At 63.7% G+C, this 21,548-nt stretch carries 24 protein-coding genes; 20 read left to right on the forward strand and 4 right to left on the reverse strand.

The window, feature by feature from the left end:
• Positions 1-23 precede the first annotated feature (23 nt).
• The 20 genes from ACEN9O_RS09615 (at position 24) to tatC (ending at position 14,185) form a co-directional block, all read left to right on the forward strand.
• The gene (locus ACEN9O_RS09615) at positions 24-668 is read left to right on the forward strand and encodes an MlaC/ttg2D family ABC transporter substrate-binding protein (protein ID WP_495617337.1); all 645 of its coding nucleotides are present in this window, start codon (positions 24-26) and stop codon (positions 666-668) included.
• Between the two features lie 9 nt (positions 669-677).
• Complete coding sequence (locus ACEN9O_RS09620) at positions 678-1,103, forward strand: STAS domain-containing protein (protein WP_495617338.1); 426 nt, start codon at positions 678-680, stop codon at positions 1,101-1,103.
• Between the two features lie 174 nt (positions 1,104-1,277).
• On the forward strand, positions 1,278-2,192 hold the full coding sequence (locus ACEN9O_RS09625) for an ABC transporter ATP-binding protein (protein ID WP_495617339.1): 915 nt from the start codon (positions 1,278-1,280) through the stop codon (positions 2,190-2,192).
• A complete protein-coding gene (locus tag ACEN9O_RS09630) occupies positions 2,189-2,956 on the forward strand; it encodes an ABC transporter permease (RefSeq protein ID WP_495617340.1) in 768 nt (255 codons plus the stop codon). The genes ACEN9O_RS09625 and ACEN9O_RS09630 overlap by 4 nt, the downstream gene beginning before the upstream one ends.
• A 15-nt stretch (positions 2,957-2,971) precedes the next feature.
• The gene (locus ACEN9O_RS09635; protein WP_495617341.1) at positions 2,972-3,208 is read left to right on the forward strand and encodes a BolA family protein; all 237 of its coding nucleotides are present in this window, start codon (positions 2,972-2,974) and stop codon (positions 3,206-3,208) included.
• A gap of 2 nt (positions 3,209-3,210) precedes the next feature.
• Complete coding sequence (gene murA / locus ACEN9O_RS09640) at positions 3,211-4,461, forward strand: UDP-N-acetylglucosamine 1-carboxyvinyltransferase (protein ID WP_495617342.1); 1,251 nt, start codon at positions 3,211-3,213, stop codon at positions 4,459-4,461.
• Between the two features lie 111 nt (positions 4,462-4,572).
• Positions 4,573-5,235 (forward strand): ATP phosphoribosyltransferase, encoded by a 663-nt coding sequence (hisG, locus tag ACEN9O_RS09645; RefSeq protein ID WP_161095264.1) that lies wholly within the window; start codon positions 4,573-4,575, stop codon positions 5,233-5,235.
• 6 nt (positions 5,236-5,241) lie between these two features.
• Positions 5,242-6,558, forward strand: a complete 1,317-nt coding sequence (hisD, locus tag ACEN9O_RS09650) for a histidinol dehydrogenase (protein ID WP_495617343.1) — start codon at positions 5,242-5,244, stop codon at positions 6,556-6,558.
• The gene (locus ACEN9O_RS09655) at positions 6,555-7,373 is read left to right on the forward strand and encodes a DNA-methyltransferase (protein WP_495617344.1); all 819 of its coding nucleotides are present in this window, start codon (positions 6,555-6,557) and stop codon (positions 7,371-7,373) included. The genes hisD and ACEN9O_RS09655 overlap by 4 nt, the downstream gene beginning before the upstream one ends.
• A 13-nt stretch (positions 7,374-7,386) precedes the next feature.
• Positions 7,387-8,481, forward strand: coding sequence for a histidinol-phosphate transaminase (gene hisC, locus ACEN9O_RS09660; RefSeq protein WP_495617345.1), 1,095 nt, complete (start codon positions 7,387-7,389; stop codon positions 8,479-8,481).
• A 24-nt stretch (positions 8,482-8,505) separates the two neighbouring features.
• The gene (gene hisB, locus ACEN9O_RS09665; protein ID WP_008443061.1) at positions 8,506-9,096 is read left to right on the forward strand and encodes an imidazoleglycerol-phosphate dehydratase HisB; all 591 of its coding nucleotides are present in this window, start codon (positions 8,506-8,508) and stop codon (positions 9,094-9,096) included.
• A gap of 24 nt (positions 9,097-9,120) precedes the next feature.
• Positions 9,121-9,759 carry an imidazole glycerol phosphate synthase subunit HisH gene (hisH, locus tag ACEN9O_RS09670; protein ID WP_495617346.1) on the forward strand — a complete coding sequence of 213 codons (639 nt, stop codon included), beginning with the start codon at positions 9,121-9,123 and terminating at the stop codon, positions 9,757-9,759.
• 32 nt (positions 9,760-9,791) lie between these two features.
• Positions 9,792-10,583: a 1-(5-phosphoribosyl)-5-[(5-phosphoribosylamino)methylideneamino]imidazole-4-carboxamide isomerase gene (hisA, locus tag ACEN9O_RS09675; RefSeq protein WP_495617347.1), complete on the forward strand. Its 792-nt coding sequence runs from the start codon at positions 9,792-9,794 to the stop codon at positions 10,581-10,583.
• 11 nt (positions 10,584-10,594) lie between these two features.
• Entirely contained in the window at positions 10,595-11,356 is a 762-nt protein-coding gene (gene hisF / locus ACEN9O_RS09680; RefSeq protein WP_495617348.1) for an imidazole glycerol phosphate synthase subunit HisF, read from the forward strand.
• A 9-nt stretch (positions 11,357-11,365) separates the two neighbouring features.
• Entirely contained in the window at positions 11,366-11,827 is a 462-nt protein-coding gene (gene hisI, locus ACEN9O_RS09685) for a phosphoribosyl-AMP cyclohydrolase (protein ID WP_495617349.1), read from the forward strand.
• Positions 11,824-12,162, forward strand: a complete 339-nt coding sequence (locus ACEN9O_RS09690) for a phosphoribosyl-ATP diphosphatase (protein WP_492923405.1) — start codon at positions 11,824-11,826, stop codon at positions 12,160-12,162. Before hisI ends, ACEN9O_RS09690 begins: the two co-directional genes overlap by 4 nt.
• Positions 12,163-12,183: 21 nt before the next feature.
• Complete coding sequence (locus ACEN9O_RS09695; RefSeq protein ID WP_444847046.1) at positions 12,184-12,555, forward strand: histidine triad nucleotide-binding protein; 372 nt, start codon at positions 12,184-12,186, stop codon at positions 12,553-12,555.
• Positions 12,556-12,691: 136 nt separating this feature from the next.
• Positions 12,692-12,895 (forward strand): Sec-independent protein translocase subunit TatA, encoded by a 204-nt coding sequence (gene tatA / locus ACEN9O_RS09700; RefSeq protein ID WP_117012745.1) that lies wholly within the window; start codon positions 12,692-12,694, stop codon positions 12,893-12,895.
• Positions 12,896-12,934: 39 nt separating this feature from the next.
• Positions 12,935-13,429, forward strand: a complete 495-nt coding sequence (gene tatB, locus ACEN9O_RS09705) for a Sec-independent protein translocase protein TatB (RefSeq protein ID WP_495617350.1) — start codon at positions 12,935-12,937, stop codon at positions 13,427-13,429.
• Positions 13,430-14,185: a twin-arginine translocase subunit TatC gene (tatC, locus tag ACEN9O_RS09710; RefSeq protein ID WP_494727299.1), complete on the forward strand. Its 756-nt coding sequence runs from the start codon at positions 13,430-13,432 to the stop codon at positions 14,183-14,185.
• A gap of 9 nt (positions 14,186-14,194) precedes the next feature.
• On the opposite strand, the gene ACEN9O_RS09715 is transcribed toward tatC, so the two are convergent.
• From ACEN9O_RS09715 to ACEN9O_RS09730, 4 genes are all read right to left on the reverse strand, one after another.
• Positions 14,195-14,623: a coiled-coil domain-containing protein gene (locus ACEN9O_RS09715; protein ID WP_495617351.1), complete on the reverse strand. Its 429-nt coding sequence runs from the start codon at positions 14,621-14,623 to the stop codon at positions 14,195-14,197.
• 108 nt (positions 14,624-14,731) lie between these two features.
• Positions 14,732-16,702 carry a DUF885 domain-containing protein gene (locus tag ACEN9O_RS09720; protein WP_495617352.1) on the reverse strand — a complete coding sequence of 657 codons (1,971 nt, stop codon included), beginning with the start codon at positions 16,700-16,702 and terminating at the stop codon, positions 14,732-14,734.
• 148 nt (positions 16,703-16,850) lie between these two features.
• Positions 16,851-17,306, reverse strand: coding sequence for a CBS domain-containing protein (locus ACEN9O_RS09725; protein ID WP_495617353.1), 456 nt, complete (start codon positions 17,304-17,306; stop codon positions 16,851-16,853).
• Between the two features lie 75 nt (positions 17,307-17,381).
• Positions 17,382-21,545, reverse strand: a complete 4,164-nt coding sequence (locus tag ACEN9O_RS09730; protein WP_495617354.1) for a DEAD/DEAH box helicase — start codon at positions 21,543-21,545, stop codon at positions 17,382-17,384.
• Positions 21,546-21,548 lie beyond the last annotated feature (3 nt).

Raw genomic sequence — 21,548 nt, forward strand, 5'->3', positions numbered from 1 at the left:
AACCACACAAAGGTAACGACAACATGAAATTGATCAAACAACTTATCGCCTTAGCAACTGTCGCGCTGGCCTTCAACGCCCATGCCGCCACCGCGCCGTCCAACGAAGCGCCGGACGTGCTGGTCAAGCGCATCAGCCAGGAAGTGATCGAGACCGCCAAGTCCGACAAGGCCATCCAGGCCGGCGACCAGAAGAAGGTGCTCGACCTGGTCGAAAGCAAGATCCTGCCTTACGTCGATTCGCAGCGCATGACCGCGCTGGCGGCCGGCCGCTTCTGGCGCGACGCCACGCCCGAGCAGCAAAAAGCGCTGTCGGAACAGTTCCGCACGCTGCTGATCTACACCTACTCCGGCGCGCTGTCGCAGATTAAAAACGAAACCGTCGAATTCAAGCCGATGCGTTCCGACCCGTCCGACAACGAGGTGGAAGTGCGTTCGCAGGTCAACGTCGCCCGCGGCGAACCGATCCCGCTGAACTACCGCGTCGCCAAGACCCCGGCCGGCTGGAAGATCTACGACATCAACGTGCTGGGCGCATGGCTGGTCGAGACCTACAAGGGCACGTTCGCCTCCGAAATCAGCAAGGGCGGCATCGACGGCCTGATCAAGACGCTGACGGAAAAGAACAAGTCGCTGGCCAACAAACCCCTGAAAACCGTCGCTAAATAAGCCATCGCCATGTCTACCGCCGTTTCCGAAGCCACCGACAACCTGCAGTCGCTCACGACCCTGACCGTGCTCAACGCCTCCACGGCGCTGGAGCGCGGCCTGGCGGCCCTCAAGGCCGGCCAGACCGTGTTCGACCTGCGCCATGTGTTGACGGTGGATTCGGTGGCGGTGTCGGTCATGCTGGCGTGGCAGCGCGCCGCCAAGGACGCCGGCGTCAAGCTGGAACTGAAAAACCTGCCGCCGGCGCTGCAAAGCCTGACCAAGCTGTACGGCGTATGCTCGCTGCTGTTCCCGACCAGCGTCAAGCTGGATCAGGACGGCGTCGCGGCGAACAATCCCGCCCACGAGGAATTCGCCCCGGTCGACGCCCCGGAGTCCTTCTTCACCAAAAAGACCGGTCTCGCCGACGACTCGTCTTCGCACCACCATCATTGACCCCCGCCCCACTCCGCTCCCTCGGTAAAAAGCCAGTCCGGCTCTGCCGATCCGAATTTCCAATATAATTGAACGTTGCCGCTGCCTGAGAGCCGCGGCGCCCGCAGCACCTTCCGCCACGTTTAGGCCACACCGCGCCGGTTCGCGCCGCCGCACCTTACAGATAAGTCAAGCATGACAGCGATCCAAATAAGTAATGTCGAGAAGCGCTACAAGTCGCTCCAGGCGCTGGGCGGCGTGTCCCTTTCGATCGAAGAGGGTGAATTTTTCGGCCTGCTCGGCCCCAACGGCGCCGGCAAGACCACCCTGATTTCCATCATCGCTGGCCTGATCCGCCCCGACGCCGGCAAGGTCACCATCCACGGCCACGACGTCACCGGCGACTTCCGCGCCGCCCGCAAGAAGCTGGGCGTGGTGCCGCAGGAACTGGTGTTCGACCCCTTCTTCACGGTGCGCGAGACGCTGCGCCTGCAGTCGGGCTACTTCGGCCTGGCCAACAACGACGCCTGGATCGACGAGGTGATGCACAACCTCGACCTGACCAACAAGGCCGACGTCAACATGCGCGCCCTGTCCGGCGGCATGAAGCGCCGCGTGCTGGTGGCGCAGGCGCTGGTGCACAAGCCGCCCGTGATCGTGCTCGACGAGCCGACCGCCGGCGTCGACGTCGAACTGCGCCAGACGCTGTGGAAGTTCATCTCGCGCCTGAACCGCGAAGGCCACACCGTGGTGCTGACCACCCACTACCTGGAGGAAGCGCAGGCCATGTGCAAGCGCGTGGCCATGCTCAAGAGCGGCAAGGTGGTCGCGCTCGACACCATGGCGTCGCTGATCCGCCGCATCTCCGGCTCGCAGCTGACGGTCAACCTGGCCGCCGGCGACCTGCCGCAGGACATGCGCCACCTGGTCACGCATCCGGAAGTGTCGGAGCAAGGCAAGAAGTACAGCCTGCGCGTCAACGAATACGCGGAAGTCGAAACCCTGCTGGCGCGCCTGCGCGAATCCGGCGCCGTGATCGACGAGATGCAATTGCAACAAGCTGACCTGGAAGACATCTTCTTGCAGATCATGGATAAGGGCACCGTATGAACTTCATCTCCACCGGCTTCCGCACCCTGGTCTACAAGGAGACGCTGCGTTTCTGGAAGGTGGCCACGCAGACCGTCGCCGCGCCCATCCTGACGGCGATGCTGTACCTGCTGATCTTCGGCCACGTGCTCGAAGGCCGCGTCACCGTGTACGCGGACGTCAGCTACACCGCCTTCCTGATCCCCGGCCTGGTGATGATGAGCGTATTGCAGAACGCCTTCGCCAACTCCTCGTCCTCGCTGATCCAGTCCAAGATCACCGGCAACCTGGTGTTCGTGCTGCTCACGCCCCTGTCGCACTGGGAGATCTTCTCGGCCTACGTGATCGCCGCCATGGTGCGCGGCATCGTGGTCGGCTTCGGCGTGTTCGTGGTGACGGCGTGGTTTGCCCACCTGTCGTTCACGGCGCCGCTGTGGATCGTGGTGTTCGCGCTGCTGGGCGCCGCCATCCTCGGCACCATGGGCCTGATCGCCGGCATCTGGGCCGAGAAATTCGACCAGCTGGCCGCGTTCCAGAACTTCCTGATCATGCCGCTGACCTTCCTGTCCGGCGTGTTCTACTCCATCCATTCGCTGCCGCCGTTCTGGCTGACGGTCTCGCACCTGAACCCGTTCTTCTACATGATCGACGGCTTCCGTTACGGATTCTTCGGCCAGTCGGACGTCAACCCGCTGGTCAGCGTGAGCATCGTCTCCGCCTTCCTCGTCGCGTTGGCACTGCTGGCGATTCGTTTGCTGCGCAGCGGATATCGCCTGCGTCATTAATTCCAAGGACTTATCATGACTACTACTCCAGAACTGATCCACGGCTACCTGAGCGCCGGCCTCGAATGCACCCACCTCGAAGTGGAGGGCGACGGCCAGCACTTCCAGGCCATCATTGTCTCGCCCGCGTTTGCCGGCAAGCGTTTGATCCAGCGCCACCAGCTCGTGTACGCCGCGCTGGGCGACCGCATGCGCGAAGAAATCCACGCGCTGTCGATGAAAACCCTCACCCCTGAAGAATACCAAGGATAAGCATGGACAAGCTCCTCATACAAGGCGGCAACCGCCTGAACGGCGACATCAGCATCTCCGGCGCGAAGAACGCGGCCCTGCCCATCCTGTGCGCCGGCCTGCTGACGTCGGGCGACGTCGAGCTGTCCAACGTGCCGCACCTGCACGACGTGGCCACCATCCTCAAGCTGCTGGGCCAGACCGGCCTGAAAGTGACGCAGGACGGCGACAAGGTCACGCTCAACGGCAGCGCCATCGACAAGCTGGAAGCCCCGTATGAGCTGGTGAAAACCATGCGCGCCTCGATCCTGGTGCTGGGCCCCTTGCTGGCGCGCTTCGGCGAAGCCAAGGTCTCGCTGCCGGGCGGCTGCGCCATCGGCTCGCGTCCGGTGGACCAGCACATCAAGGGCCTGCAGGCGCTGGGCGCGGACATCACCGTCGAAGGCGGCTACATCTACGCCAAGTGCAAAAAGCTCAAGGGCGCGCGCATCGTCACCGACATGATCACCGTCACCGGCACCGAGAACCTGCTGATGGCCGCGACGCTGGCCGAAGGCGAGACCGTGCTGGAAAACGCCGCCTGCGAACCCGAGGTGACCGACCTGGCCAACCTGCTGGTGGCGATGGGCGCGAAGATCGAAGGCATCGGCAGCAACCGCCTGACGATCCAGGGCGTGGCCGAACTGCACGGCGCCAGGCACGCGGTGATCTCCGACCGCATCGAAGCGGCGACCTTCCTGTGCGCGGTGGCTGCCACCGGCGGCGACATCACGATCCGCAACACCCGCGTCGACATCATGGACGCCGCGCTGGACAAGCTGCGCGAGATCGGCCTGCAGATGACCATCGGCGACAACTGGATCTGCGCGCAGATGGACAAGCGTCCGACACCGGTGACCTTCCGCACCACCGAATACCCGGGCTTCCCGACCGACATGCAGGCCCAGTTCATGGCGGTGAACACCATCGCCGACGGCGCCAGCCGCGTCACCGAGACGATTTTCGAAAACCGCTTCATGCACGTGCAGGAGATGAACCGTCTCGGCGCGTCGATTGAAACCGACGGCAACACCGCCTTCATCAAGGGCGTCGAGCAGCTGGTGGGCGCGCCCGTGATGGCGACCGACCTGCGCGCCTCGGCGTCGCTGGTGATCGCGGCGCTGGCCGCGCGCGGCGAAACCCTGATCGACCGCATCTACCACCTCGACCGCGGCTACGACCAGATGGAAGTAAAACTGTCCGCAGTGGGCGCCAACATCAAACGCATCAAGTAAGCGTCGCTCCCGCGAAAGCGGGAGCCCATGCTGAGCATCCGAAGCATGGATCCCCGCCTTCGCGGGGATGACGAGACGGATAGGATGATAACTAAGCAATCGGACCGCATAATGAGTGCATTTCAAGCCAACCCGCAGCTGATCCTCGCGCTGTCGAAGGGACGTATTTTCGAGGACACCCTGCCGCTGCTGGAAGCGGCCGGCATCACCGTCACCGAAAACCCGGAAACCTCGCGCAAGCTGATCCTGTCGACCAACGATCCCGACGTGCGCGTCATCATCGTCCGTGCCACCGACGTGCCGACCTATGTGCAGCACGGCGCGGCGGACTTCGGCGTGGCCGGCAAGGACGTGCTGCTGGAGCACGGCGGCGAAGGCCTGTACCAGCCTATCGACCTGCACATCGCGGCCTGCCGCATGTCGGTCGCGGTGCGCAACGGCTTCGACTACGAAACCGCCGTGCGCCAGGGCGCGCGCCTGCGCGTGGCCACCAAGTTCGTCGAGACGGCGCGCGAGCACTTCGCCAAGAAGGGCGTGCACGTCGACCTGATCAAGCTGTACGGATCGATGGAACTGGCGCCGCTGGTCGGCCTGTCGGACGCCATCGTCGACGTGGTCAGCACCGGCAACACGCTGCGCGCCAACGACCTGAAAGAAGTGGAAGCGATCATGGACATCTCGTCGCGCCTGATCGTCAACCAGGCCGCCCTGAAGCTCAAGCGCGCCCGCCTGCAACCGATTATCGAAGCCTTCGAACGCGCCTCTAAAAAGTAAACCATCATGCCGATTCAAATCACCAAGCTCGATTCCACCCAAGCCGATTTCAAAAAGTCACTGGACGCCCTGCTGGCATTTGAAGCGAGCACCGATGAGGCGATCGAGCGCGCCGTCGCCGGCATCCTGGCCGACGTCAAGGCGCGCGGCGACGCCGCCGTGCTGGAATACACCAACCGCTTCGACCGCATTCCGAACGGCGGCGCCGCCAGCATGGCCGCCTTCGATATCCCCGAAGCTGAACTGCAGGCCGCGCTGGCCGCGATTCCCGAAGCGCAGCGCAACGCACTGCACATCGCCGCACAACGCATCCGCGTGTTCCACGAGCGCCAGAAGCAGGAACTGAACGGCTTCACCTACACCGAAGCCGACGGCACGGTGCTGGGCCAGAAGGTCACGCCGCTGGACCGCGTGGGCATCTACGTCCCCGGCGGCAAGGCGGCCTATCCTTCGTCGGTGCTGATGAACGCGATTCCGGCGCACGTCGCCGGCGTTAAAGAGATCATCATGGTGGTGCCGACCCCGGACGGCGTGAAGAACCAGATGGTGCTGGCCGCCGCCGCGATCGCCGGCGTCACCCGCGTCATCACCATCGGCGGCGCGCAGGCTGTGGCCGCGCTGGCGCACGGCACCGAGACCATCGCACCGGTCGACAAGATCGTCGGCCCCGGCAACGCCTACGTGGCAGCCGCCAAGCGCCGCGTGTTCGGCATCGTCGGCATCGACATGATCGCCGGCCCTTCCGAAATCCTGATCGTCTGCGACGGCACCACCGATCCCGACTGGGTGGCGATGGACCTGTTCTCGCAGGCCGAGCACGACGAGCTGGCGCAGGCCATCCTGCTGTGCCCCGACGCCGGCTACATCGCCAAGGTGGAGGCCAGCATAGAAAAATTACTGCCCCAGATGCCGCGCGCGGAAACGATCCGCACCTCGCTGACCGACCGCGGCGCCCTGGTGAAAGTGCGCGACATGGCCGAAGCCTGCGCCATCGCCAACAGCATCGCCGCCGAGCACCTGGAAATCTCGGCCGAGAACCCGCAGCAGTGGGCCGACCAGATCCGCCACGCCGGCGCCATGTTCCTCGGCCGTTATTCGTCCGAATCGCTGGGCGACTACTGCTGCGGTCCGAACCACGTGCTGCCGACGTCGCGCACCGCGCGCTTCTCGTCGCCGCTGGGCGTGTACGATTTCCAGAAACGCTCGTCGATCATCCACGTCAGCGAAGCCGGCGCGCAAACGCTGGGCAAGGTCGCGGCGGAACTGGCCTACGGCGAAGGCCTGCAGGCCCACGCCCGCAGCGCGGAGCTGCGCCTCAAATGAGCGAAGCGTGGATCAATCAGGTCTTCTGTGAGGATGCGCTGGCCGGCCTGGCGCGCATCCCGGATGGTTCCATCGACCTGATACTGACCGACCCGCCGTACAACCTGGGCAAGGACTACGGCAACGACTCCGACTCGCAAACGGTGGAGGAGTACCTGCGCTGGACCGAACAGTGGATCGACGCCGCGCTGCCCAAGCTCAAGCCCAACGGCAGCCTGTACATCTTCCTGACCTGGCGCTTTTCGCCGGAGATCTTCGTGCTGCTGAAAAAGCGCATGACGATGATGAACGAGATTATCTGGGACCGCCGCGTGCCGTCGATGGGCGGCAGCGTGCGCAGCTACTCGTCGGTGCACGACACCATCGGCTTCTTCGTGCGCCGCAAGGATTACTACTTCGACCTCGATGCGGTGCGCATCCCGTACGACGCCGAAACCAAGAAAGCCCGTTCGCGCTCGATCTTCGTCGGCGCCAAATGGCTGGAAATAGGCTACAACCCCAAGGATTTGTGGAGCGTGTCGCGCCTGCACCGCGAGCATCCCGAGCGCGCCGACCATCCGACGCAGAAGCCGCTGGAGATCATCGAGCGCATGGTCAAGGCCTCGTGCCCGCCGGACGGCGTGGTGCTGGACCTGTTCATGGGCAGCGGCACGACGGCCATCGCCGCCAAGCGCTGCGGCCGCAATTTCGTCGGCTTCGAACTCAATCCCGACTACTGCGCCATCATCGCCGAACGCCTGGCGATGCCGGAAGTGCCGGCGCCGCCCGAAAAGAAGAAAAAACCCGCTGTTAAACGAAGTTTAGTCAACTCATAGGAGCCTTAGTAAGATGTCTTCCATCGACACCCTGGTCAACACCACCATCCGCTCCGACGTGCGCGCCATCCATGGCTACCACGTCGCCGACGCGAGTGGCTATATCAAACTGGATGCGATGGAGAACCCTTACCACCTGCCGCATCATCTGCGCGAGGAGCTGGCCCGCCGCCTGGTGGACGTGACGCTGAACCGCTACCCGGTGGCCTCCTACGCCGCCATCAAGCAAAGCGTGTGCGCCAAACTGGGCGTGCCGGCCGGCTACGACGTCATGCTGGGCAACGGCTCCGACGAACTGATCTCGATCCTGTGCATGGGCTGCGCGCTGCAGGAGCGCCGCGCCGTGGTGCTGGCGCCGACGCCGTCGTTCGTCATGTACCAGCGCTCGGCGCAATTCGCCGGCATGGATTACGTCGGCGTGCCGCTCAAGGCCGACCTGACGCTGGACCTGCCGGCCATGCTGGCCGCGATCAGGGAGCACAAGCCGTCGCTGGTGTTCCTATCCTATCCCAACAACCCGACCGGCAACCTGTTCGCGGCGGACGACATCGTCGCCATCATCAAGGCGCTGGACGGCTTCGGTTTGGCCGTGGTCGACGAAGCCTACGAGCCGTTCGCGCAGCAGACCTTCATGCACCGCCTGCCGGAGTTCGACAACCTGGTCGTGATGCGCACCGTGTCGAAGCTGGGCCTGGCCGGCATCCGCCTGGGCTACATGTCGGCGGCGCCGCAATTGCTGGCGGAGTTCGACAAAGTGCGGCCTCCTTACAACATCAACGTATTGACGCAGGCAGCGGCCGAATTCGCGCTCGACCACGTGGAGGTGCTGAACCAGCAGGCCGCCGCTTTGCGCGCCGCACGCGCCGATCTGGCGGCTGCATTGGCCGCTATGCCCGGCGTCGAGGTATTTCCTTCGGCGGCGAATTTTATCTTGATACGGGTGCCAAATTCCGATGATGCCTATGCGAAACTACTGTCTCGCAAGGTATTAGTCAAAAATGTAGGTAAAATGCATGCTGTGCTGGCCAATTGTTTGCGTATCACGGTCAGTACCCCGGAAGAGAATTCCACCTTCCTCGATGCTTTCGCCGCATCGCTGGCATCCTAACGTTATCGCCATCGCGAGCCCTTCATGAACCGCACCGCAGAAATTATCCGCAACACCAACGAGACGCAAGTCCGCGTTTCCATCAACCTTGACGGCACCGGCCAGCAAAAGCTGAACACCGGCGTGCCCTTCCTGGACCACATGCTGGACCAGATCGCCCGTCACGGCCTGTTCGACCTGGACGTGGAAGCCACCGGCGACATCCATATCGACAACCACCACACGGTGGAAGACGTCGGCATCACCCTCGGCATGGCCGTGGCCAAGGCCATCGGCGACCGCAAGGGCATCGTCCGCTACGGCCATTCGTACGTGCCGCTGGACGAGGCGCTGTCGCGCGTGGTGCTGGATTTCTCCGGCCGGCCAGGCATCGAGTACCACATCCCGTTCACGCGCGCGATGATCGGCACCTTCGACGTCGACCTGACGCTGGAATTCTTCCGCGGCTTCGTCAACCACGCGCTGGTCACGCTGCACATCGATAACCTGCGCGGCACCAACGCCCACCACCAATGCGAAACCGTGTTCAAGGCCTTCGGCCGCGCGCTGCGCATGGCGTCCGAGCTGGACCCGCGCGCAGCCGGCACGATCCCGTCGACCAAGGGCAGTCTGTAAAACCGGGCTTAAGAAAAAAACGTCATGAAAAAAATCGTAGTAGTTGATTACGGCATGGGTAATCTGCGCTCGGTCGCGCAGGCCCTGCGCGCCGTCGCACCCGAAGCCAATGTGCTGATCTCCGGCGAAGTGGCCGACATCGAAAGCGCCGACCGCATCGTGCTGCCCGGCCAGGGCGCCATGCCGGACTGCATGCGCAGCCTGCGCGAATCCGGCGTGCAGGACGCGCTGCTGGTGGCCGCCAAAACCAAGCCGCTGATGGGCGTGTGCATCGGCGAGCAGATGCTGTTCGACGCCAGCGAGGAAGGCGGCGCCGCCGGCCTCGGCCTGTTGCCGGGCAAGGTGGTGCGCTTCCAGCTGGACGGCCAGATCCAAGAGGACGGCTCGCGCTTCAAGGTGCCGCAAATGGGCTGGAACCAAGTGCGCCAGAACGCGTCTCACCCGATGTGGCAGGACATTGCCGACAACAGCTACTTCTATTTCGTGCACAGCTATTTCGCCCAGCCAGAGCGGACCGAGCACACCGTCGGCCTAACAGTCTACGGTGCGGCGTTCAGCTGCGCCGTCGCCCGTGATAATATTTTTGCGACCCAGTTCCACCCGGAGAAAAGCGCCGCGGCCGGATTGCAGTTGTACAAAAATTTCGTTCACTGGAACCCTTGATTTCATTTACCCCTAAATCTACCTAAACCATCATGCTGCTCATTCCTGCCATCGACCTCAAAGACGGTCACTGCGTTCGCTTGAAACAAGGCGATATGGAACTCGCCACCGTATTTTCCGAAGACCCGGCCGACATGGCCCTGCATTGGCTCAAGCAAGGCGCGCGCCGCCTGCACCTGGTCGACCTGAACGGCGCCTTCGCCGGCAAGCCGAAGAACGAAGCCGCGGTCAAGGCCATCCTGAAAGTGGTGCAGGAATACGCGGAAGAAAACGACCTGGACGAAATCCCCGTGCAGCTGGGCGGCGGCATCCGCGACCTCGACACCATCGAGCGCTACCTGGACGCCGGCATCAGCTACGTCATCATCGGCACCGCCGCGGTCAAGGAGCCGGGCTTCCTGCACGACGCCTGCGGCGCCTTCCCCGGCCACATCATCGTCGGCCTGGACGCCAAGGACGGCAAGGTCGCCACCGACGGCTGGAGCAAGATGTCCGGCCACGAAGTGATCGACCTGGCCAAGAAGTTCGAAGCCTACGGCGTCGAATCGATCATCTACACCGACATCGGCCGCGACGGCATGATGGGCGGCGTGAACATCGAAGCCACCGTCAAGCTGGCGCAAGCGGTCAAGATCCCGGTCATCGCATCGGGCGGCCTGCATAACCTGGGCGACGTCGAAGCGCTGTGCGCTGTCCAGGACGAAGGCATCGAAGGCGTGATCTGCGGCCGTTCGATTTACGAAGGCACCATCGACCTGGCTTCGGCCCAGTTGCGCGCGGATGAACTGAGCGGCGACCTGGAAGAAGACGCGGAAGAAAATTAAAGTTAACCATCATGCTCGCTAAACGCATCATCCCCTGCCTGGACGTGACCGACGGCCGCGTCGTCAAAGGCGTCAATTTCACCGAGCTGCGCGACGCCGGCGACCCGGTGGAAATCGCCCGCCGCTACGACGAGCAGGGCGCCGACGAACTGACCTTCCTCGACATCACCGCCACCAGCGACAACCGCGGCCTGATCCTGGACATCATCGAAGCCGTCGCTTCGCAGGTGTTCATTCCGCTGACCGTGGGCGGCGGCGTGCGCGAGGTGGCCGATGTGCGCCGCCTGCTCAACGCCGGCGCCGACAAGGTCGCCATGAATTCGTCGGCGGTGTCGAACCCGCAGCTGGTGTTCGACGCCTCGCAAAAGCACGGCTCGCAATGCATCGTGGTGGCGATCGACGCCAAGCAGACCTCCCCCGGCAAGTGGGAAGTGTTCACCCACGGCGGCCGCAAGGCCACCGGCATCGACGCCATCGAATGGGCCAGGAAAATGGAACAGCTGGGCGCCGGCGAGATCCTGCTCACCAGCATGGACCGCGACGGCACCAAGTCCGGCTTCGACCTGGGCCTGACGCGCGGCGTGTCCGACGCGATCGGCATCCCGGTGATCGCCTCGGGCGGCGTCGGCGGCCTGCAGGACCTGGCCGACGGCATCAAGCAGGGCAAGGCCGACGCGGTGCTGGCGGCCAGCATCTTCCACTACGGCCAGCACACCGTGCAGGAAGCCAAGCGCTTCATGGCGCAACAGGGCATTCCGATGCGCCTGGTTTAAGAGATCATTATGTCGACTACCCCAAGCGCCTTGGCCAAGGCTAAATGGCTGAAGAAAATCCAATGGGACGAGCACGGCCTGGTGCCGGTCATCGCCCAGGAAGCCGGCAGCAACGACGTGCTGATGTTCGCCTGGATGAACCGCGACGCGCTGGCCAAGACGGTGGAGCTGGGCGAAGCCGTCTACTGGAGCCGCTCGCGCAAGAAGTTGTGGCACAAGGGCGAGGAATCCGGCCACGTGCAGAAGGTGCTGGAAATCCGCCTCGACTGCGACGAGGACGTGGTGCTGCTGAAGATCGAGCAGGCCGGCGGCATCGCCTGCCATACCGGCCGCCATTCCTGCTTCTTCCAGAAGTTCGAAGGCGACGCGCTGGAAGGCGACTGGCAGAACACCGAGCCTGTGCTGAAAGACCCGTCGGAAATCTACACCCCCGCCACCGTGGCGAAAACCAAAGCAAAGAAATCGACATGAGCACTATCCTGGACCGCCTGGCCGACATCATCGAGTCGCGCAAACTGGCCAATGGGGGCGATCCCGCCACGTCCTATACTTCCAAGCTGTTCGCCAAGGGCGACGACGCCATCCTGAAGAAGATCGGCGAGGAAGCCACCGAAACCGTGATGGCCGCCAAGGATGCGCGCGCCGGCGGCGACAGCGGCAAGGTGCTGTACGAGGTGGCGGACTTGTGGTTCCATACGCTGGTGCTGCTGGCCCAGTTCGATCTGAAGCCGCAGCAGGTACTCGACGAGCTGGCGCGCCGCGAAGGCGTCTCCGGCATCGAGGAAAAAGCCGCCCGCAAGGAATAATCCCCCATTTACGGAGTTGTTGTGGAAAACTGCCTGTTTTGCAAAATAGCCGAAAAGAAAATTCCCTCAGCCATCGTCTACGAAGATGAAGACCTGCTGGCCTTCAAGGACATCAACCCGGCCGCGCCGGTGCATTTGTTGCTAATCCCGAAGAAACATTTCTCGACCTTGTCGGATTGCAGCGCCAACGAAGCGCCGCTGCTGGGCAAGATGCTGGCGCTGGCCCCCCGTCTGGCAGAGGAAGCCGGCTGCGGCGTCAGCTATGATGCGGACGGCTCGCCGACCGGCGGTTACAAGACGCTGATTAACAGTGGGCCCAACGGCGGCCAAGAGGTGTACCATTTACATCTGCACGTGATCGGCGGCCCCCACCCTTGGCGCGGGCAACGCTAAGCAGGGACTAAGCGCGACGTCGTTATATCGCTAGCCGCATGACATCTACATGACAGGCGGCGGTTCGCTTATACTGTCGCAGCAGTTCTCGAATCAACGGATAAATTGGGCGCATGCGCCTTGCAAGGGGAATATGATGGGTTCATTCAGTATTTGGCATTGGTTGATCGTCCTGGTGATTGTGATGCTGGTTTTTGGCACCAAAAAACTGGGCAATATGGGTTCGGACATCGGCAAGGCCGTTAAAGGCTTCAAGGATGGCGTCAAGGGCGAGGACGACAAGCCCGCCACCCCGGCCGCCCCCGGCACCATCGACGTCGACGCTAAAGAGAAGAAATAAGCTGGGGGAGCAACGCTCCCTTCCGGCTGAAACCACCTTATGATCGATCTCGGTCTTACCAAACTTGCTGTGATCGGCGTGGTTGCGCTGATCGTCGTCGGTCCTGAAAAGCTGCCCAAGGTGGCGCGCATGGCCGGGACCCTGTACGGCCGCGCCCAGCGCTACCTGAACGAAGTCAAATCCGAAGTCTCGCGCGAAATCGAACTGGAGGAATTGAAAAACCTCCAGAAGGAAGTGCAGGCGGCGGCCGAGAGCGTGAAGGCCGACGTCGAAAGTTCGATGTCGCAGCACGTGGCCGACGTGGAAAACGCCTGGCACGACACGCCGACCATCCACTCGCCGGCCATCAGCCACGTCACCACCGACGACCTGTCGCGCAAGGCGCGCGAGTTCCGCCGCAAGAAGCTGGTGCGCAATTCGGCCATTCCCGGCTGGTACAAGCAGCGCCACGGCGGCAAGATGCACGTGACCTCCGGCGCCGCGCGCGTGGCGCGCTTCCGGCCCGGCAGCAACTCCTCTTCTTCGTTCTACTAAATGACTACACCTGAAAAGGGCGAAGAGACCTTTATCTCTCACCTGATCGAATTGCGCGACCGTCTGGTCAAGGCATCGATCGGCATTGCCATCGTCTGCATCGCGCTGATGATCTGGCCCGGTCCGTCGCAGATCTACGATTTCATCGCGCGGCCGATGATCGCCTCGCTGCCGGTCGGCTCGAAGATGATCGCCACCGGTGTGATCTCGCCGTTCCTGGTGCCGATGAAGGTGACGCTGGTGATCTCCATCATCCTGTCGCTGCCGTGGGTGCTGTACCAGCTGTGGGCCTTTGTGGCGCCCGGCCTGTACGCGCATGAGAAGCGGCTGATCGCGCCGCTGGTGATTTCGTCGTCGGTGCTGTTCATGGCCGGCGTGGCGTTCTGCTACTTCCTGGTGTTCGGGCGCGTGTTCCAGTTCATCTCCGAGTTTTCGCCGCACTCGATCGCGGTGACGCCGGATATCGAGAACTACCTGGATTTCGTCATGTCGATGTGCCTGGCCTTTGGCGCGACCTTCGAGGTGCCGGTGGTGGTGGTGATTTTGGTGCGCATGGGCCTGGTGAGCGTGGCCAAGCTGAAAGAGATACGGCCTTACGCCATCGTGGGCGCTTTCGTGGTGGCTGCGATCGTCACGCCGCCCGATGCGGTCAGCATGTTCTCGCTGGCGATTCCGATGTGCCTGCTGTTCGAGCTGGGCCTGCTGGTGGCGCCGATGTTCGTGCGCATGTCGACGGCGCCGGAAGAGAAGGCCTGAGCGCTCAGGCTATGCCAACCGGTTCAATATTTTAAAAAGCACGCCGAGCGTTACGCCATGTAGCACCAAGGACAGGCCGGTCAGCATGTAAAGTATGTTGAACCGGATATTCATGTGCGCTTTCAACTCGTCGATCTGCCCCTGCAGGTCGCTGCGTACCTTTTCGATCTGCCCCTGCAGGTCGCTGCGTACCTTTTCGATCTGCCCCTGCAGGTCGCTACGCAGCTTTTCGATCTGCGCTTGCACTTCGCTGCGCAGCATCTCTATACGGGCAACAACATCCGTCTTCAGCAATACCAGATCGCCGGGCGTCACAGTGGACTCGGCTAATGCGTCGCGCAAGGCTAGCGACTGGGCCTCGGCTTGCTGCTGAGGCAGCCCGGCCTCCTCGAGTTTTTTTGCGTAAGCAAGCGTGTCGAATTTGATAGGCATGTCCATCACCGCTCCTTGATCTAATCGTAGCAGAAACCGGCCCAAATATAAGCCAGCTCCCACCCTATCGAATCAATGGATGAGCCGTTTGCGCGCACGCAAACGGCTGTGATCCTACTGCGTCATCAAGCCCTTGATCACGCGCACCGGCGCGCTGCCGTAGCTCAGGAATTGCTCGTGGAATTCCTTCAGGTTGAACTTGGCGCCCAGCTGCTGCTTGCGCTGCTCGCGCAATTCCATGATCTCGCTGTAGCCGCTGAAATAGCTGGTCAGCTGCACCGACGACACCTGCACCCGATGCCACTTCTCAACAGCCTCGCTGCGCGTCTGGAAGGCCTGGCGCGTCAGCAGGTCGATCGCCTGCTCCTCGGTCATGCCCAGCACGTGCACGCTGTAATCGAGGATGGTGTTGGTCACGCTGCGCAGGTTCCACTTCGAATACATCAGCCACATCTCCGGCGCGTTGTCGCCGTAGCCGGACTCCAGCATCATGCGCTCGCCGTACACCGCCCAGCCCTCCACCATCGCGCCATTGCCGAAGATGGACTTGACGATGGACGGCGACTTGTTCGCATACACCAGCTGCGCGTAGTGACCCGGTATCGCCTCGTGAATATTCAGGATCTGCAAAATCCAGTAGTTGTACTCGCGCAGGCTGCTCTCGGCCGCTTCCGCCGTCGCGCCGTCGAGCGGTGTCACGTTGTAGTAGGTGCGGTCCTGCGGACGATACGGTCCCGGCGCATCGATGCTGGCGCCCGCCACGCCGGCCTGGTAGGCGGGCGTCGCGCGCACTTCCAGCTGCTTCTTCGGATCGAGCGTCAGCAGGTTGTGGCTGATCACCCAGTCCTGCAACACCGGCACCTGGCGGCGGATCTCGGCGAAGAAATCCTCGCGCTTGACGTGGCGCTCGGACAGCTTGTCGATCACCATGCCGATCTTGGCAAAGCGGTCGGCCGGCTTGGCGGTGGCGCCCATGGTCTTGTCCCACAGCTCGTCGGAGATGCGCTCCATATTGACCAGCAGTTCCTCGCGCGCGGCCAAGGCCTTCTGGTAGGTCTGCTCGGCCGTGCTGCCGGACTGGATATCGAAGGCGAATTTCTGCTCGTACAGCTCCTTACCCAGGCGGAAGGTACGGCGGCCGGTCGTATCCATCTGCTTGTCCAACTCGGTCAGGAAGGCCACATAGCTGTCGACCGCCGTCAGCGCCGCGTTCACGCGCTGGGTGAACAGCTGCTTCTCCATCGGCGTCAGGATCGACGCCTGCGCCGCCTTGTCCACCTCGGTCAGCAAGGTCTGCACACCGGGCGCCTGCGCGATCGCCAGGCGCGTGTGCTCGCGCGTCGGATTGACGATGTTGGCGCGTGCCGCCTCGTAGTAGGCCGGAATGCCGGCGATGCGCTTGAGCAGCGTGCGCAGGCGCTGCGGCTGGGCCGCGTACTCGGTGTTCAGGATCAGGTCGATCGGGCCGGCCACGTTGTAGCTGGCCGGGTTCCACTCGTATTCCTTCAGCGTGGTCAGGCGGAAGCGGTCGCTATCGAGCTTGTTGATCAGCAGCGCCAGGTCGGTGCGCTGCTTGGCCGACAGCTGGCTGGCGTTGATCCCGCCGAAGCGCTGCTTCCACTCGTCGATGAAGGCCAGCTCCTTGGCCTGGCCTGCCTTGTCGGGGATCGACAGCGTGGCGGCGGTATCGTACTTGCCGGCGTAGATCGCGCTTTCCGAATCGATGCGCCACAACGCGTTGAGGAACTGGTTGCTCTGGCCGTCGAAGGAGCGGTCCTGGCGGCGCTCCGGGGTGCCGGACGGCTTCAGCGATGGTGCGGCGACGGCGGCCACGGCGGCGCCGGCAGCGACGGCTTTCGTCTTGCCGTGCTTGCCGGTGCTTTTACTGCTGGCTTTGCTGCTGGACTTGCTGCTGCTTTTGGCGCTCTTGCCGGACTTGCCGCTTTTGGCGTGGGCCGTGTGGCTGCTGCTCTTGCCGCCGCTCTTGGCCGAGGAATGCGTTGTCTTGTGGTGCGTGGTGGCGCCGGCTGGTGCGACGGCGAGCGTCGTCATCAATACAGCCAGTGCGATTTTGGTCTTGATCATCGTGATATGTCGCCTCGTGTTTATTTTGACAAGGCACGCCCATACCGCAGGCGGGCTCGGTCGAAGCGTGGGAGATTATCACTAATCGACCCGCTTGAGAGCGCCCGTTACAAGACAAAACCCGGAAACAGCAATTTTCCTGGCCGTCTTACAGTGGTGGCGTCGACGGCTGACCCGGCGGCACGGGGGAGGAGATATCGCGCAGGGTTTCCACCGTATGCCCGTCATCGGTCTCGTCCAGCACCAGGTCCGCCATCGCGACGATGCCGACCAGCTTGTGGTCGTCCCGGCTGACCACCGGCACCCGGCGCACCTGGATGTCGCCCATGTCCTCCATCACCTCGTCGACGCTCTGGTCTTCGTAGCAGTGGCAGACATCCTCGGTCATTACTTCGGCCACCAGCGTCTCTTCAGGCCCCAGGCCGGCGGCGGTGGCGCGGATGGTGATGTCGCGGTCGGTGATCATGCCGATCAGGCGATGGCCTTCGGTCACCGGCAGCGCGCCGACATCCAGGTCATCCATCAGCTCGGCGGCGTGGCGGATGGTATCGTCCGGCGACGCGCTGGTCACGTCGCGGCTCATTACGTCTGCTATGGTTTTCATGACTGTTCTCTCCTCTCCAGAAAGCCCCGGCATGGGGCCATGGCATTAAGACGGAGCGAATCGGCCAAAGTTCACCTACTTTTTCAAACCTTCCTGCAGCATGTTGAGCATTTCGCTGGCCGACATGCGCCCGCTGACGTCGCTGCCTTCGAGCAGGCTGTCGGCCAGGTCGCGCTTGTGCTGGTGCAGGTCGACGATGCCTTCCTCGATGGTGTGGCGCGCCACCAGCCGGTAGATGGTCACCGGCCGCAGCTGGCCCATGCGGTGCGCGCGGTCCGAGGCCTGGTCTTCCACCGCCGGGTTCCACCACGGGTCCATGTGGATCACGTAGTCGGCCGCGGTCAGGTTGATGCCGACGCCGCCCGCCTTCAGGCTGATGAGGAACACCTCGCCCTCGCCGGCCTGGAACAGGTCGACCCGCTTCTTGCGGTCGGCCATGGGCGTCGAGCCGTCCAGGTATTGATAGCTGATGTTGTTGGCGTCCAGGTGGGCGCGGATCAGCGACAGATGGTCGACGAACTGGCTGAACACCAGCACCTTGTGGCGGTTCTCCAGCAGCCCTTCCAGCAGATGGGCGAAGGCCGCCAGCTTGCTGCTGGCCAGGCCCAGTTCCGGCGCCACCAGGTTGGGATTGCAGCAGGCGCGGCGCAGCCGCATGATCTCCGCCAGGATCTGGATCGACTTTTTCTCGGCCGGGCCTTCGACGGCGGCCAGGGTTTCCAGCGCGGCGCGGCGCAGCGATTCGTACAGCGCCGTCTCGTCCGCCGAGAGGTCGACCTCCATCGTGATCTCGGTGCGCGACGGCAGTTCGGTCAGCACCTGCGCCTTGGTCCGGCGCAGCATGAAGGGCTGGATCAAACGCCGCAGGCGGTTGCGCGCGCCCACTTCGGCGCGATGGTCCTGCGGCTTTTCGATCGGCGCGGCGAAGCGCAGGTTGAACTGCTCGATGCTGCCCAGCAGGCCCGGATTGATGAAGCGGAACAGGTTCCACAACTCGCCCAGGTGGTTCTCCAGCGGCGTGCCGGTGGCGATCATGCGGAAGTCGCCCTTGAGCGCCATCACGGCCTGCGAGCGCTTGGTGGCGCCGTTCTTGATCGCCTGCGCTTCATCGAGCACGATGGTGTTCCACTGCACGCCGGCGAACAGCGCGGACTCCAGCTGCAGCAGGCCGTAGCTGGTCACCACCAGGTCGTAGGGCTGCAAGGTGGACAAGGTGCCGGCGCGGTCGCCGGCGCCGAACAGCTTCACGTTCAAGGTCGGCGCGAAGCGCGCGGCCTCGCTGATCCAGTTCATGCAGACGGAGGTTGGTGCCACCACCAGCGTCGGACCTTGCGGCGCGCGCGACAGGATCAGTGCCAGCGCCTGCAGCGTTTTTCCCAGGCCCATATCGTCGGCCAGGCAGGCGCCCACGCCCCAGCTGGCGAGGCGCGACAGCCAGTTGTAGCCTTCCAGCTGATAGTCGCGCAGCTCCGCTTGCAAAGTGCTCGGTAGCTGCGGCACGAAGGCCGCCTGCGCCTCCATGCGCGCCAGGTGCTCCTTCCACAGCTTGTCCGATTTCAGGCCGCCGATGTCGTCGATCAGCTCCTCCAGCGCGAACGACGCCAGCGGATGCACGCGCACGCCGTCCTCGGTGATCTCGCCATAGACCGACACTTCCATCAGCCGGCGATGCAGTTCCTCGGTCAGCGCCAGGTAGCGGTTCTCGCCCAGTTCCACGAAGCGGCTCTGGCTCTTCTGCATCAGCTCCAGCAGCGTTTTCAGATCCATGACCTTGCCTTCATCGATCTGCAATTCGCCGCTGGCCGCGAACCAGTCCTTGTTGCTCTTGATGGCAAGGCGCAGCTGCTTGGTCTCCACCTTGGCAGTCACGCGGAAGCTTTCGCCTTCCGGCCAGGCCAGCACGATGGTGTCCGGGTTCATTTCCTGCAGTTCCACCAGCAGCTGCAGGCACAGCGCCGGTTGGCCCAGCAGCCATTCGCCGTGTTCCTGCTCGGCCGATTCCAATATCGGACATTTGGCGATCAGTTCGCGCTCGGCGTCGCGTTCGTCGATCAGCTTGCGGCGCGCCTGCACCGGCTTGCCGTTGACGTCGGCGATCACGCTGTCGGCGCCAGCGCCGGGCGCGTAGTACGCGCCGTTGGCCAGCGGCCGTACCAGCACCTGCATCTTCAGGCCGTGCTGGTAGGGCAGCAGGTGCAGGTGCAGGCGCATGTCGGCCTCCACCTGCTCCATGTCCGGCGCTGCGCCGCCGATTTCCGACTGCACCGTCACCAGCGAGGAGATGGAGCTGATCGCATGCAGCACCTGCTGCTCCGCGTGGGCCGGCACATTCAGGCCATTGCCGACGATGGCGGCGATGCGGCGGTGCTCGTCGAGGATGGTGACCACGCGCAGGCGGGTCGGCGTCTCCTTGCTGACGATGACGGAGGAGCTGTCGTCCGGGATGGGCGGTTGCAGGCGCAGTTCCAGGTTGCCGGGGCTTTTCTTGATCAGGAGTTCAGGCTCGCCGGCCAGCATCTCTACCCGCGTGTCCGGCGCGTCGGCCCAGAACAGCAGCGGATGGCCGATCAGCGCCGACGCGGCGCGCTGCGGATCGATTTCGTAAGCGAGGCCGCTGGACTGGTAGCTGCGGTGTGCCACCGAGATCGCCTCGGACGCGCGGATGTCCTGCGGCGTCAGGAAGTCGAACTGCTCGGTTTCGAAGCGCAGCCGCTTCAGGCCGACCGCGCGGCCCTTGCTCCACAGGCCGCGCGCATCGCGCTTCTGCTCGACCGGTGCGACGTCGGTCAGGCCGTGGCGGTTATCGTAGTTCAGCATCCACACCAGGCGCGTGCTGCCGGCTGCGTCGACGGCGGCGGGCTGCTGGAGATTGATCAGCGCCGTCAGCTGCCGCTGCCACGCTTCCTGGCGCTCGAACCATACGCTCAGGTCGGGATAGCCGAGGCGCGAGCGCAGCGCGTTCGCGTGGCGCTGCTGTTCGACGTCGCCGAGATGGCCCAGCAGGCACGCCGCCTGGCCGGCGATGAACAGGTAACCGGCGCGTTCGGCGTTCTGCGCCAGCTCCTGCAGCTGCGCCTTGCGCTCGGACAGCTGCGGCAGCGACAGCCAGAAATACAGCAGGCACTGGAACAGCTGCGTTTGCAGGTTGTTGTCCCATGCCAGTGCCGCCACGGCGTCGGTCTGCATGGTGCCGGCGCGGATCTGGCGCAGCATGTCGATCTGCTGGTGCACGGCGGTGTCGTGGTTGTGCGGCATGCGCACGGCGATTTCAAGGTAGGCCTCCGCCGCTTTCAGGTGCTTGGCGTCGCCGCTGCGCAGCATCGACAGCAGGTACAGGTAGCCGCCCATGCCGGTGAACAGGTGCTTGCGCTTGCCGGTGTCGCGCCGCAGCGTCTTCAGCGCCGCGTCGAAGCCGACGATGGCCGCGCCGCTGGCGCCGCGCAGCAGCACCACCGCGCTGGCGAGGTACTGGCTTTGCGGGCCGGCGGTGCGCTCCAGGTAACGCTTGGCGTCATCCAGGCGGCCGCACAGGATGGCGTCTTCCGCCAGCGCCATGCGCAGTTCGGGGCTGATGTCGTCCCTGGCGGCGAGGCGGCGCTGCATGTGCTGCTCGCAGAACTCGCGGATCACCGGCACGGTCAGGAATTCATGCTGGGCGTTTTGCAGCAGCACCGTCAGCACGTCGTCCTGCAGCAGCGGATGCACGCGCGCCAGCATGCCCGGCTCGAAAGGACGGCCGAAGATGTCGACGATGGGATGCAGCTGCGCCGCTTCGTAGCTGCCCAGGCAGAACGCCAGTATCGGCTGGATCTGCTGCGGCGTCAGGCCGCGCAGGAGGCCCATGCGCAGGCGCGCCATGCCGGCGCGGTAGCTGCGCGGCTCGACGCTGTTCCAGGTCTGGCGCATCGGCACCAGTTCATCGTAGGCGGCGCACAGGTCGTCCAGCGCGTGCGTGCCGATCGAGGCGCGCATCGCCGGCCAGCGCAGCTTGGGGTTGCAGACAAAGCCGCGTCCCGTCATTACGCTGATGAAGGCCAGCCGCTCCAGCTTGCGCAACGCCTCGTCCAGCGTGCCGACACCGTAGGCGTTGCCATCCTTGTCCTCGATGCGGGCGTGGTTCAGGTGATCGAGGATGGCCGTGCGTCCCACCGGCTCGCCGATCAGGGCGAGCAGCGCCAGTATCATTTTTTCGTTGAATTCAAGCGCGTCAAATTCGGCGAGCAGCTTAGCGTCGGCCATGCG

It is taken from the genome of Duganella sp. Dugasp78 (assembly GCF_059491455.1).

Coding starts and splice junctions, on each gene's coding strand:
- ACEN9O_RS09690 (WP_492923405.1), top strand. CDS start 11,824: ATGAGCACTATCCTGGACCGCCTGGCCGACATCATCGAGTCGCGCAAA.
- hisD (WP_495617343.1), top strand. CDS start 5,242: ATGCCGATTCAAATCACCAAGCTCGATTCCACCCAAGCCGATTTCAAA.
- tatB (WP_495617350.1), top strand. CDS start 12,935: ATGATCGATCTCGGTCTTACCAAACTTGCTGTGATCGGCGTGGTTGCG.
- hisI (WP_495617349.1), top strand. CDS start 11,366: ATGTCGACTACCCCAAGCGCCTTGGCCAAGGCTAAATGGCTGAAGAAA.
- murA (WP_495617342.1), top strand. CDS start 3,211: ATGGACAAGCTCCTCATACAAGGCGGCAACCGCCTGAACGGCGACATC.
- ACEN9O_RS09720 (WP_495617352.1), bottom strand. CDS start 16,702: ATGATCAAGACCAAAATCGCACTGGCTGTATTGATGACGACGCTCGCC.
- hisG (WP_161095264.1), top strand. CDS start 4,573: ATGAGTGCATTTCAAGCCAACCCGCAGCTGATCCTCGCGCTGTCGAAG.
- ACEN9O_RS09630 (WP_495617340.1), top strand. CDS start 2,189: ATGAACTTCATCTCCACCGGCTTCCGCACCCTGGTCTACAAGGAGACG.
- ACEN9O_RS09625 (WP_495617339.1), top strand. CDS start 1,278: ATGACAGCGATCCAAATAAGTAATGTCGAGAAGCGCTACAAGTCGCTC.
- ACEN9O_RS09615 (WP_495617337.1), top strand. CDS start 24: ATGAAATTGATCAAACAACTTATCGCCTTAGCAACTGTCGCGCTGGCC.
- hisB (WP_008443061.1), top strand. CDS start 8,506: ATGAACCGCACCGCAGAAATTATCCGCAACACCAACGAGACGCAAGTC.
- hisF (WP_495617348.1), top strand. CDS start 10,595: ATGCTCGCTAAACGCATCATCCCCTGCCTGGACGTGACCGACGGCCGC.
- ACEN9O_RS09635 (WP_495617341.1), top strand. CDS start 2,972: ATGACTACTACTCCAGAACTGATCCACGGCTACCTGAGCGCCGGCCTC.
- ACEN9O_RS09730 (WP_495617354.1), bottom strand. CDS start 21,545: ATGGCCGACGCTAAGCTGCTCGCCGAATTTGACGCGCTTGAATTCAAC.
- hisC (WP_495617345.1), top strand. CDS start 7,387: ATGTCTTCCATCGACACCCTGGTCAACACCACCATCCGCTCCGACGTG.
- ACEN9O_RS09715 (WP_495617351.1), bottom strand. CDS start 14,623: ATGGACATGCCTATCAAATTCGACACGCTTGCTTACGCAAAAAAACTC.
- hisA (WP_495617347.1), top strand. CDS start 9,792: ATGCTGCTCATTCCTGCCATCGACCTCAAAGACGGTCACTGCGTTCGC.
- tatC (WP_494727299.1), top strand. CDS start 13,430: ATGACTACACCTGAAAAGGGCGAAGAGACCTTTATCTCTCACCTGATC.
- hisH (WP_495617346.1), top strand. CDS start 9,121: ATGAAAAAAATCGTAGTAGTTGATTACGGCATGGGTAATCTGCGCTCG.
- ACEN9O_RS09620 (WP_495617338.1), top strand. CDS start 678: ATGTCTACCGCCGTTTCCGAAGCCACCGACAACCTGCAGTCGCTCACG.
- ACEN9O_RS09725 (WP_495617353.1), bottom strand. CDS start 17,306: ATGAAAACCATAGCAGACGTAATGAGCCGCGACGTGACCAGCGCGTCG.
- ACEN9O_RS09655 (WP_495617344.1), top strand. CDS start 6,555: ATGAGCGAAGCGTGGATCAATCAGGTCTTCTGTGAGGATGCGCTGGCC.
- tatA (WP_117012745.1), top strand. CDS start 12,692: ATGGGTTCATTCAGTATTTGGCATTGGTTGATCGTCCTGGTGATTGTG.